The following is a 10424-nucleotide window of genomic DNA, read 5'->3' as shown; positions in this document are numbered from 1 at the left end:
ACCTGAAACCGTGCACGTACAAGCAGTGGAAGCCGACTTGTTCGGTGACTGCGTACCTTTTGTATAATGGGTCAGCGACTTACTTTTAGTAGCAAGGTTAACCGTATAGGGGAGCCGTAGGGAAACCGAGTCTTAACTGGGCGTTGAGTTGCTAGGAGTAGACCCGAAACCCGGTGATCTAGCCATGGGCAGGTTGAAGGTTGAGTAACATCAACTGGAGGACCGAACCCACTAACGTTGCAAAGTTAGGGGATGACCTGTGGCTGGGGGTGAAAGGCCAATCAAACCGGGAGATAGCTGGTTCTCCCCGAAAGCTATTTAGGTAGCGCCTCGGACGAATACTACTGGGGGTAGAGCACTGTTTGGACTAGGGGGTCATCCCGACTTACCAACTCCATGCAAACTCCGAATACCAGTAAGTACTATCCGGGAGACACACGGCGGGTGCTAACGTCCGTCGTGAAGAGGGAAACAACCCAGACCGCCGGCTAAGGTCCCCAAGTCCTAGTTAAGTGGGAAACGAGGTGGGAAGGCTCAGACAGCCAGGATGTTGGCTTAGAAGCAGCCATCATTTAAAGAAAGCGTAATAGCTCACTGGTCGAGTCGGCCTGCGCGGAAGATGTAACGGGGCTAAACTAGGCACCGAAGCCGCGGATTCATGCATTGCATGAGTGGTAGGGGAGCGTTCTGTAAGTCTGCGAAGGTGTGTTGTGAAGCATGCTGGAGATATCAGAAGTGCGAATGCTGACATGAGTAACGATAATGGGGGTGAAAAGCCTCCACGCCGGAAGACCAAGGGTTCCTGTCCAACGTTAATCGGGGCAGGGTGAGTCGGCCCCTAAGGCGAGGCCGAAAGGCGTAGTCGATGGGAAACGGGTTAATATTCCCGTACTGACACACATTGCGATGGGGGGACGGAGAAGGCTAGATGGGCCAGGCGTTGGTAGTCCTGGTGAAAGGGTGTAGGCAGTGTGTTTAGGCAAATCCGGACACACAATGCTGAGACCTGAGACGAAGTCACCACGGTGACGAAGTCATTGATGCCCTGCTTCCAGGAAAAGCCTCTAAGCTTCAGATGTGTGTGAACCGTACCCCAAACCGACACAGGTGGTCGGGTAGAGAATACCAAGGCGCTTGAGAGAACTCGGGTGAAGGAACTAGGCAAAATAGTACCGTAACTTCGGGAGAAGGTACGCTGGAGCGGGTGAAGTCCTTCGCGGATGGAGCCTGAGCCAGTCGCAGTGACCAGGTGGCTGGGACTGTTTATCAAAAACACAGCACTGTGCAAACTCGCAAGAGGACGTATACGGTGTGACACCTGCCCGGTGCCGGAAGGTTAATTGATGGGGTTAGCCGCAAGGTGAAGCTCTTGATCGAAGCCCCGGTAAACGGCGGCCGTAACTATAACGGTCCTAAGGTAGCGAAATTCCTTGTCGGGTAAGTTCCGACCTGCACGAATGGTGTAACCATGGCCACGCTGTCTCCACCCGAGACTCAGTGAAATTGAATTCGCCGTGAAGATGCGGTGTACCCGCGGCTAGACGGAAAGACCCCGTGAACCTTTACTACAGCTTGGCACTGAACATTGACCCTACATGTGTAGGATAGGTGGGAGGCTGTGAAGCGGTGACGCCAGTTGCCGTGGAGCCGACCTTGAAATACCACCCTTGTATGTTTGATGTTCTAACGTTGCCCCCTTATCGGGGGTGCGGACAGTGCCTGGTGGGTAGTTTGACTGGGGCGGTCTCCTCCCAAAGAGTAACGGAGGAGCACGAAGGTTGGCTAAGTACGGTCGGACATCGTACGGTTAGTGCAATGGCATAAGCCAGCTTAACTGCGAGACGGACAGGTCGAGCAGGTGCGAAAGCAGGTCATAGTGATCCGGTGGTTCTGAATGGAAGGGCCATCGCTCAACGGATAAAAGGTACTCCGGGGATAACAGGCTGATACCGCCCAAGAGTTCATATCGACGGCGGTGTTTGGCACCTCGATGTCGGCTCATCACATCCTGGGGCTGAAGTCGGTCCCAAGGGTATGGCTGTTCGCCATTTAAAGTGGTACGCGAGCTGGGTTCAGAACGTCGTGAGACAGTTCGGTCCCTATCTGCCGTGGGCGTTGGATGATTGAGGGGGGTTGCTCCTAGTACGAGAGGACCGGAGTGAACGAACCGCTGGTGTTCGGGTTGTCATGCCAATGGCACTGCCCGGTAGCTAAGTTCGGAATCGATAACCGCTGAAAGCATCTAAGCGGGAAGCGAGCCCCGAGATGAGTCATCCCAGAGGTCTAGAACCTCCTAAAGGGCCGTTTGAGACTAAGACGTAGATAGGCAGGGTGTGTAAGCGCGGTGACGTGTTGAGCTAACCTGTACTAATGACCCGTGCGGCTTAACCATACAACACCCAAGAAGTGTGAGGCCTTGCAGGTCGAGAACGAATTCATCAGGCAGAGAATTGCTCCTGCATTTTCTGCATTGCCGCCATGCCTGGCGGTGAGCTTTTCCGGATTAAAGTTTATGCCTGGCGGCGATAGCGTTGTGGTCCCACCTGACTCCATGCCGAACTCAGAAGTGAAACGCACCCGCGCCGATGATAGTGTGGCAGCTGCCATGTGAAAGTAGGTCACTGCCAGGCACCCAAATTAGTTGCTGACTAAGACGCTTATGCGGAGCGGTAGTTCAGTTGGTTAGAATACCGGCCTGTCACGCCGGGGGTCGCGGGTTCGAGCCCCGTCCGCTCCGCCATTACTCAAAACCCCAGCAGAGATGCTGGGGTTTTTTCGTATTGGCCGCGTTGGCAGCAATAGCAATAGCGGATTTCTGTGACCATACCAGACGCCTGCTGAAAGGCCGGGGAGCTAACTTCCAGTGGCCAGTCAGTTTCAGGTCCTCTTTCCCTTGAAATTTTCCGACATGGACGGGCTTTGATATCAATAACGCCGTGCACAGCCGTTATAAAATTCCGTACAATGCCAGCCTTATAACAAGGGGGGATTATGCCGATTCAATTCAATAAACTGATCGTTTGGAATCTGTTGGCGGCGGTGGTGTTTGCCAGCTGGTATTGGTTGCCGGGGCACGGTTTCTGGTTTCAGATCGACAGCTCGGTTTTTTATTTTTTCAATAATAAGCTGGGGGCAAGTCAGGCATGGGTCAATGCCGTGGCCGTTGCCAATAACAGGGCGTTCGACGGCGTGGCCCTGCTGGCCATGGGGCTGGTGTATTACAGCTATTACCGGAAAGTGGGTACAGAGCAAAAGCGACAGTTGCTGATCATCGGCTTTCTGATGTTGTTGACCGCCGTGGGGCTGAACCAGTTGGGGCGGGCCATTCCGGTCGACCGACCCAGCCCGACGCTGACCTTTGAAAATATTTTCCGGTTGACCGAACTGGCCGGTTTCAAGACAAAGGACTCTTCCGGAGACAGCTTTCCCGGTGATCATGGCCTGATGCTGATGATCTACACCGCCTTCGTGTGGCGTTACCTGTCCTGGAAAGCCGGTCTTTGGGGCTGCCTGTTTGTGGTGGTCTTTTCCGCCCCAAGGGTGATGGGCGGTGCTCACTGGTGGACCGATATCTACGTCGGTGCTTTCGCGGTAGCGGCTTTTGGCATGGCCTGGCTGCTGCAGACCGGGCTGATGGATGCGGCTATTGCCTGGCTGAACCGGCGACTGCCTCACCTCAAAGGCTCCTGATATGAACTACTTTTGCTGAAAAAGGGCCGGGATTTGGCGGATCAGCCAACTCTTGGCCTTGCCCATGGCGTCTCGCCGCCAGGCCAGTACGACATCCGTGGTTTCTCGACAACTGCTCGACACTTCCTTCAGCTCTCCTTTTTCCAGCATCTCACCCGTCCATGATAAGGGTACCGATGAGACTCCCAGTCCGGCTTTGACTGCGGTGATCTTGTCTTGCATGGTGCTGACGGTCAGCCGTGACTGCTTCTCGAACAGGCGGAAAGTCAGTGATGGCTTGAAACGGGCGGTGTCCGCCACGGCAATGGCGCGGTAGCGGCTAAGGATTTCTTCGGTCAGTGGGCCGGTTTCCTGATGGATGGGATGCTCCGGATGGGCCACATAGACAAAGGTTTCCTGATACAGAAACTGGGTCTTGATACCTGGGCTGAGTACCGCATCGTCACGTAACGGAGTAATGGCGAGATCGGCCCGACCGGTTTCCAGGGCTTCCCAGGTACCGGCCAGTACTTCATGGGCGAGCTTGATATCGGTTTCGGTCTTGCGGGAGAGGGCATCCAGCACGGGGAACAACCGCTCGCTGGGCATGATGCCGTCGATAGCCAGGGTGAGCCTGGTTTCCCAGCCCCGTTCCAGTGCCCTGGCATCTTCCACCAGTTGGGTGGAAGCATGCAGCAGCTGGCGGCCCCGCTCCAGCACCAGTCGGCCTACCGGAGTGAATTGGGTTTTATGACCGGATCGATCGAACAGCGCCAGATCCAGTTCATCTTCCAGCTTCTGAATGGTGTAACTGAGCGCGGAGGGGACCTTGCCCAGCTCATCGGCGGCAGCGGCGAAGCTGCCCCGACGTTCGATGGCATCCAACACCCGCAGGGCTTCCAGGGTCAGGGCTTTTTCTCTAGACATAGATCGGTATCAGGCAGTTAAGGTTTACCAACAATAACGCAGCGCCGGAAGAGTTGCACCCGCTCGCCGTTAAAACCAACCCAGTCCTTTCAACAGGGCAGCGCCCAGGCTGGTACTCAGCAAGGAGCCGAGGGTGGTGACGGCGATAATGTTGGCCGCCAGCACGGCGTTGCCCCCCATGGCACGTACCATGACATAGCTGGCGGCGGCGGTAGGGGAAGCGTTGATCAGAAACAGCATGGTCAGCTCGGCTCCACGAAAACCGACCAGGTAACCGCCCAGGGTGATCAGGCCGGGAATGGCCAGCAACCGTAGCAATGCTACGGGGGGAAGCAACCCGGTTTCTTCCTGCCCCCGCTTCAGGCTCAGGGTCGCCCCGGTGCAGAGCAGCGCCACCGGCAGTGTCATCTGGGCCAGGTAATGACCGGTTTTCATCAATACTGCCGGCACCTGCCAGTCACTGGCGGCGAAGGGCAGGGCCGCGACTATGCCGATAATCAGCGGATTTTTGGCGATGCCCCTGAGGATGTTGCCCAGTTGCAGGCCTTTGCCCTGACTCAGGCTGCGGTTCAGGGTGACCACCGCCAGGATGTTGAACAATATGGTCAGGCAGGCCACATACATGGCGACGGACGCGACCCCCTGGGAGCCATAGGCATTGTTGACATAGGCCAGGCCGATAATGCCCATATTGGCGCGAAAGGCGCCCTGGACCAATATGCCGCGCAGCCGTTTGTCGGGAGTCAGTCGGCTGGCCAGCAGTTCCAGCAACACAAAAGCCACCAGGGTGGCGCCGATGCCGTAGAGGATAAGTGAAGGGCTGGCCATCTGGCTGAAGTCGGTCTGGGCGATGCTGGTGAACAGCAGCATGGGCAGAGCGATATTGAATACCAGTTTACTGGCGCCGTCGATAAAGCCTTCGTTCATCATCTGGGTGCGACGCAGGCCGATACCGAGCAACAGCAGCAAACAAATGGGGCCGGTAATGGAGAGGGAAAACAGCAGGCTGTTGATAAGCTCGTTCATGGCCATTGGAGTTGGAGGCAGGGGTAGCCCAAGCATGCCGCGAGTAGGGGGGTAGAGCAATAGCTCAGTGTACTGGCGGTAGGCTATAAATGGAAAAAGGCGCCATGATGCGCCTTTTTCCATTTATAGCTGATAATCGCCAGCTCGCTCCGGCTGGTAGTCGACGGCGGTAATGGTGACCTGCAGCATCTTGCCGTTGGGGCCGGGCCATTCGATGCTCTGGCCGACAGACAAACCCAGCAAGGCGCTGCCGATGGGCGCCAGTACCGAAATTTTATCCTTGGCGCCGTCCATATCGCGTGGATAGCAGAGAGTCTTGGTAAAGGTGTCATTCGTGTTATCCATGGTAAACCGTATGGTGGAGTTCATGGTCACGATATTGTCCGGTACTGCATTCGGCTCGACCACATTGGCGCGATCCAGTTCGTCTTCCAACCGTCTCAGGGCCGGAGAGTCGGGCTGATGTTCAAGCAGGGCTTCAAGCCGGGCCAGATCCAGGGTGGAAATAGTAATAGGCGGCAACTGGGCCATATCAACCTCCATAAAAAAGCAGGCAACGCCGAAAGCGCTGCCTGAACCGATGCTTAAGATATACCCCAAGCCGACCACTTAAGCCAGCCTTGTAGTTAGCAATTTGTTGGGAACGGCACGAAATTGCCATCCATCCGTTAATTTTGATGGCGACTTTGCGTTAAATCAAAAAAGCCCTGAGCTTTGTAGGGCAAACTGCCCGCCAGCTACCCTAGATACCTCAAAAGAAATAAGGACTGAGCATGAAAAAACTTTCCCTGCTGGTTGCCGCTGCGTTAATGGTCCCTGCCGCCCATGCCCACCAGGCTGGTGATATCCTGGTGCGGGGAGGTGCCGCCACCGTCAGTCCCAACAGCAGCGGGGACGATGTTTTGAATACCGGCCACCTCGATGCCGATGCCAACACTCAACTTGGTCTGACCCTGTCCTATATGCTCACCGATAACTGGGGAGTCGAGCTGCTGGCCGCCACACCTTTCTCTCATTCCGTCAGTACCGCCGGGCTGGGGGAAGTCGCCAAGATAAAGCACCTGCCGCCGACCCTGATGGGCCAGTATTATTTCGGCAATGCCCAGAGCAAGGTCCGTCCCTACGTCGGCGCCGGTATCAACTACACTACCTTCTTTGATGAAAAGGGTCGTGGTGCCCTGGACGGGACCAGTGTCAAGCTCGACGATTCCTGGGGCCTGGCGGTTCAGGCCGGCCTGGATATGAGGGTCACTGAAAACTGGTTTGTAAATGCTTCCGCCTGGTATATCGATATCGATACCGATGTGGAAACTGCGGTCGGAACCTTTAAAACCAATATCGATCCCATGGTGCTGATGGTGGGTGTGGGTTACCGTTTCTAGTCGATTTGCAATGTGGGTTGAGAGGTTTGAAACCTCGGCAGTGTTTGGGCAGACTGGGTCTGCCCTTTTTTGTTGGCGATGGATAACCGTTCTTCCATTCAGGCAACGGTGCTGGGCAGTGCTACCTGCTCCTTTACCTTGTCGACGATATAGCCGCCGATGGGAATGGCGGAGGTCGCTGCCGGCGAGGGGGCGTTGCAGACGTTGATGGTGCGCCTGGTGTTGACGAACAGGAAGTCGTCCACCAGCCGGCCGTCCTTCGACACCGCCTGGGCGCGGATGCCGGCCGGGTAGGGCAACAGATCGCTCACCTGTAGGCTGGGGCAGTACTTGCGCACCAGCTCCAGGTAACCGGCCTTGTTGAGGGAGTTCTTCATTTCCATCAGGCCCGGCTTCAGGTTCTTCAGCAGCACCTTGAGGATGCCCGGATAGGTGAACATCTCCAGAGTGTCTTTCAGGGAGATGTCGCTCTTGTTGTAGCCCTCCCGTTTGAATGCCAGTACCGCATTGGGGCCCACGGTGACGGTGCCATCGATCATTCGGGTCAGGTGTACCCCGAGGAAGGGCATGTCGGGATCCGGGATCGGGTAGATCAGGTGGTTCACTATCTGGTTGTGCTCGGGTTTGAGCAGGTAGTATTCACCGCGGAAGGGGCAGATCTTGAACTCGGGCTCGATTCCCAGCATACGCACCACCCGATCCGCCATCAGCCCGGAGCAGGACACCAGGTACTTGCCGTAAAACTCGCCCTGGCTGGTTTGCACCACCACCTGGGTGGCTTCCTCTTTCAATCCTGTCACTTCGGCGTGGTAGCGGATCTCCCCGCCCAGGCGCTCGAACTCCCTGCCCATGGCGGCGGTGACCTGTTTGTAGCTGACGATGCCGCTGGAGGGGACGAAGATAGCGCCCATGCCGGTGATGCTGGGCTCCCGCTCCTTCAGTTCGTCGGCATTCAGCCAGTAACGCTCCAGGCCATTGGCTTCGCTCCTGTCCCAGAGTGCCTTCATCCGCTCCATTTCAAGCGGGTTGGTGGCCACCAGCAGTTTGCCGCACTCGTCATAGGGAATGCCGTGTTCCTGGCAGAATGCCTTGGTCGCGATATTACCTTCCAGGCAGAATTTGGCCTTGAGACTGCCCGGGGTGTAGTAGACGCCGGCGTGGATCACGCCGCTGTTATGGCCGGTCTGGTGATGGGCCGGGCCGGATTCTTTTTCCAGCACCAGCATCTTGCTGTCGGGATAGTTTTTTTTCAGTTGCCAGGCGGTAGACATGCCAACGATACCGCCGCCGATAATGATGAAATCAAACACTGTTCTGTTCACCTGTATGTTGGAGAGGCAAAAGCCGGAGTCTGGCCCCGGCGTTTCTTGTTCTTGTTATCACTCAAAGGTGCCGTTTCCGGCGACGCCCTGTCAAAGTCTTTAGCCCTGGTTGGAGTGTTTCAGGGTCTTGGCGTGGGTAAAGTAGCCACGCTGACGCATCAGCTCCCGGCGCAGGCCTTCATGGGCGATGAACTTGTCACGGCCATGTAGCCAGAAGTGGTTGTTGATCAACAGGAAGGAGCCGGTGGGCACTCGAACCGACAGTTTTCGGGCGCTGTTTTCAAGGGCTTCGGACAAATCCGCCAGCCAGACTCCTTCCTCGTAGTTCTTGGGCTGCACGAACTGGTCGATGTAGGCCATGATCGGCTGGCCGCTGCGATCGGTGTCGAATACCGCATGGTACACATCCTTGGTGGTGTTCTTGCTGGGCGGTGCGGCCCAGCGCATCACCCGGCGAGCCATGGGATCGGCATAGAAACGCTCCAGGTGCTCCCAGTCATCCAGATGCAGCAGCAGGGAGTTGCCGCCTTCCATGTTCTGTTCATCGATCTTCAGCATCAGTACGTAGTCGGTGTCCTGCTCGACGAAGGTACCGTCGTTGTGCAGTTCCATCACCCGATGGGCCTGGCGCAGGTAGCTGTCGGAGTTGTCCTGGTTTTGTACCACGAAACGGGCGTAGTACTGACCGCTCATGGCATCGTAGTTGGAGCGGCCGAACAGGTGGGCCACGGCGGTGGTGAACTTGACCATGTCTTCCGCCTGTGCGACCCGGTCCAGCCCTTCCGGGGTGATCAACAGGGCACCGGTATCGCGATCGACCAGGGTATTGACCAGCAAGGGCTGCAGGGCCTGGCCACAGAGATCGTTCAGCAGCTTGGCCACGCGAAAGCGCAGGAAAGACTTGTACTCCAGCGCCTGTACCGGCCATTCGGCGGTTGCTTCGAGGAAGCCCTTGACGGTCTTCTCATCGAAGCGCAGTTCCAGCAGACGATCGGACTGGGCGGACGGAGCCAGGCTGAAGCCCTGGTATTTGTGACTGACAAAATCGGCGGTGGCAATGTTGGACATAGAGGCTTCCTTGTTATTTCACGTGGTGTAGGTCAAAGCGGCTTAATGTCGCTGTATATATAAAATGTCGACATTTTTGATTATTGTCAATAAATGATGCTGTTTTTATGATCTCCGTTGCAATTTCGTTATAATTGCGGAACAGAACAACGCAGGAACAGAGCATGAGCAACCTTGATTCACCCCGGGAAAACCTGGCGCGAACGGCCTATCAGCAGTTGAAACAGGACATCATCCGCAGTCACTTCGGCCCGGGTGAGAAACTGCTGATGAGCACCCTCAAGAGCCGCTACGGCCTGGGTGTGAGCCCGCTGCGGGAGGCGTTATCACAATTGGTATCGGAACGGCTGGTCACCGCCGAGAGCCAGCGCGGCTTTAGGGTCAGTCCCATGTCGGTGGCCGAGTTGAAGGACATCTACGACGCCCGTGCCCAGTTGGAGGGATTAGTGGTGGAACTGGCCATGACCCGGGGCGACGACCTCTGGGAGGCGGGGGTGGTGGCCGCCCACCACGCCCTGGCCAAGGTGACCCACCTGGCGTCGGTGGAGGAGCAGCTCAATCAATGGGACAGCCGCCACCAGGCCTTTCATAACGCAGTGGCCGCCGGCTGCCGCTCGCCTCAACTGCTGGTGGTACGCCAGACCCTGATGGATCAGGCGGCCCGTTACCGCTACCTGTGGCTGCGTCGTACCGTATTCAGCGAGCAGGCCCTGGCGGAGAAGCAGCAAGAGCATCAGGCGCTTTTTGAGGCCATTCTGGCCCGTAGAGCCGAGGCCGTGGCCATGATGCGCGAGCACCTGCACAGCCCTGTTTCCATCATTACCCAGGTACTGGCCGAGCAGGGCGTACGCTGAGTTCTCAGGGGCGGGATATCCTATCCCGCCTTTCTCTTTGCTTTTTTTAGTCATAAATCCCACCCAAAAGAGTCTGTCTCTCTCATATATTCTTTTCAGTGCTAACTAATTAGTACTTATCACTTTTTTTAAAGAGGCCCTTGCTTCTGGAAGTTTAGCCGTGCAACTATAAAGAC

The 10424-nt window shown here is 56.4% G+C and carries 8 protein-coding genes, 1 tRNA gene and 2 rRNA genes (1 of these 11 only partly in view); 6 read left to right on the top strand and 5 right to left on the bottom strand.

The annotated features are described in order from the left end of the window. The 4 genes from ACEVBK_RS18260 to ACEVBK_RS18245 all read left to right on the top strand — a co-directional run. Positions 1 to 2392, top strand: a 23S ribosomal RNA gene (locus tag ACEVBK_RS18260); it begins 498 nt to the left of the window's first position. A 123-nt stretch (positions 2393 to 2515) separates the two neighbouring features. Continuing rightward, a 5S ribosomal RNA gene (gene rrf / locus ACEVBK_RS18255) occupies positions 2516 to 2630 on the top strand. Between the two features lie 33 nt (positions 2631 to 2663). After that, a tRNA-Asp gene (locus tag ACEVBK_RS18250) sits at positions 2664 to 2740 on the top strand. 251 nt (positions 2741 to 2991) lie between these two features. Further along, the gene (locus tag ACEVBK_RS18245) at positions 2992 to 3690 is read left to right on the top strand and encodes a phosphatase PAP2 family protein (RefSeq protein WP_375056307.1); all 699 of its coding nucleotides are present in this window, start codon (positions 2992 to 2994) and stop codon (positions 3688 to 3690) included. Positions 3691 to 3696: 6 nt separating this feature from the next. Here the strand turns inward: ACEVBK_RS18245 and ACEVBK_RS18240 are convergent, their stop codons facing one another. The 3 genes from ACEVBK_RS18240 to rnk form a co-directional block, all read right to left on the bottom strand. After that, positions 3697 to 4596 (bottom strand): LysR family transcriptional regulator, encoded by a 900-nt coding sequence (locus tag ACEVBK_RS18240; protein ID WP_375056306.1) that lies wholly within the window; start codon positions 4594 to 4596, stop codon positions 3697 to 3699. A 69-nt stretch (positions 4597 to 4665) separates the two neighbouring features. Further along, positions 4666 to 5622, bottom strand: coding sequence for an AEC family transporter (locus tag ACEVBK_RS18235; RefSeq protein ID WP_375056305.1), 957 nt, complete (start codon positions 5620 to 5622; stop codon positions 4666 to 4668). Between the two features lie 123 nt (positions 5623 to 5745). Continuing rightward, a complete protein-coding gene (gene rnk / locus ACEVBK_RS18230) occupies positions 5746 to 6153 on the bottom strand; it encodes a nucleoside diphosphate kinase regulator (protein WP_375056304.1) in 408 nt (135 codons plus the stop codon). 242 nt (positions 6154 to 6395) lie between these two features. Here rnk and ACEVBK_RS18225 point away from each other — a divergent pair, with 242 nt between their 5' ends. After that, entirely contained in the window at positions 6396 to 7004 is a 609-nt protein-coding gene (locus tag ACEVBK_RS18225; protein ID WP_375056303.1) for an OmpW family outer membrane protein, read from the top strand. A 98-nt stretch (positions 7005 to 7102) separates the two neighbouring features. Here the strand turns inward: ACEVBK_RS18225 and lhgO are convergent, their stop codons facing one another. Further along, a complete protein-coding gene (gene lhgO, locus ACEVBK_RS18220; protein WP_375056302.1) occupies positions 7103 to 8314 on the bottom strand; it encodes an L-2-hydroxyglutarate oxidase in 1212 nt (403 codons plus the stop codon). A gap of 111 nt (positions 8315 to 8425) precedes the next feature. Further along, complete coding sequence (gene glaH / locus ACEVBK_RS18215) at positions 8426 to 9394, bottom strand: glutarate dioxygenase GlaH (protein WP_375056301.1); 969 nt, start codon at positions 9392 to 9394, stop codon at positions 8426 to 8428. Positions 9395 to 9558: 164 nt separating this feature from the next. On the opposite strand from glaH, the gene csiR reads away from it, so the two are divergent. After that, on the top strand, positions 9559 to 10248 hold the full coding sequence (gene csiR / locus ACEVBK_RS18210; protein WP_375056300.1) for a DNA-binding transcriptional regulator CsiR: 690 nt from the start codon (positions 9559 to 9561) through the stop codon (positions 10246 to 10248). The last annotated feature ends 176 nt before the right edge of the window (positions 10249 to 10424 follow it).

The sequence above is a fragment of the Zobellella sp. DQSA1 genome (assembly GCF_041950555.1).
Lineage (GTDB): Bacteria > Pseudomonadota > Gammaproteobacteria > Enterobacterales > Aeromonadaceae > Oceanimonas.
This window is presented reverse-complemented; position numbering and strand designations above follow the sequence as displayed.

What these genes read in the sequence shown, in the direction of transcription:
- ACEVBK_RS18240 (WP_375056306.1), bottom strand. Translation starts at nt 4,596, where the DNA reads ATGTCTAGAGAAAAAGCCCTGACCCTGGAAGCCCTGCGGGTGTTGGAT.
- glaH (WP_375056301.1), bottom strand. Translation starts at nt 9,394, where the DNA reads ATGTCCAACATTGCCACCGCCGATTTTGTCAGTCACAAATACCAGGGC.
- ACEVBK_RS18225 (WP_375056303.1), top strand. Translation starts at nt 6,396, where the DNA reads ATGAAAAAACTTTCCCTGCTGGTTGCCGCTGCGTTAATGGTCCCTGCC.
- csiR (WP_375056300.1), top strand. Translation starts at nt 9,559, where the DNA reads ATGAGCAACCTTGATTCACCCCGGGAAAACCTGGCGCGAACGGCCTAT.
- ACEVBK_RS18235 (WP_375056305.1), bottom strand. Translation starts at nt 5,622, where the DNA reads ATGAACGAGCTTATCAACAGCCTGCTGTTTTCCCTCTCCATTACCGGC.
- ACEVBK_RS18245 (WP_375056307.1), top strand. Translation starts at nt 2,992, where the DNA reads ATGCCGATTCAATTCAATAAACTGATCGTTTGGAATCTGTTGGCGGCG.
- rnk (WP_375056304.1), bottom strand. Translation starts at nt 6,153, where the DNA reads ATGGCCCAGTTGCCGCCTATTACTATTTCCACCCTGGATCTGGCCCGG.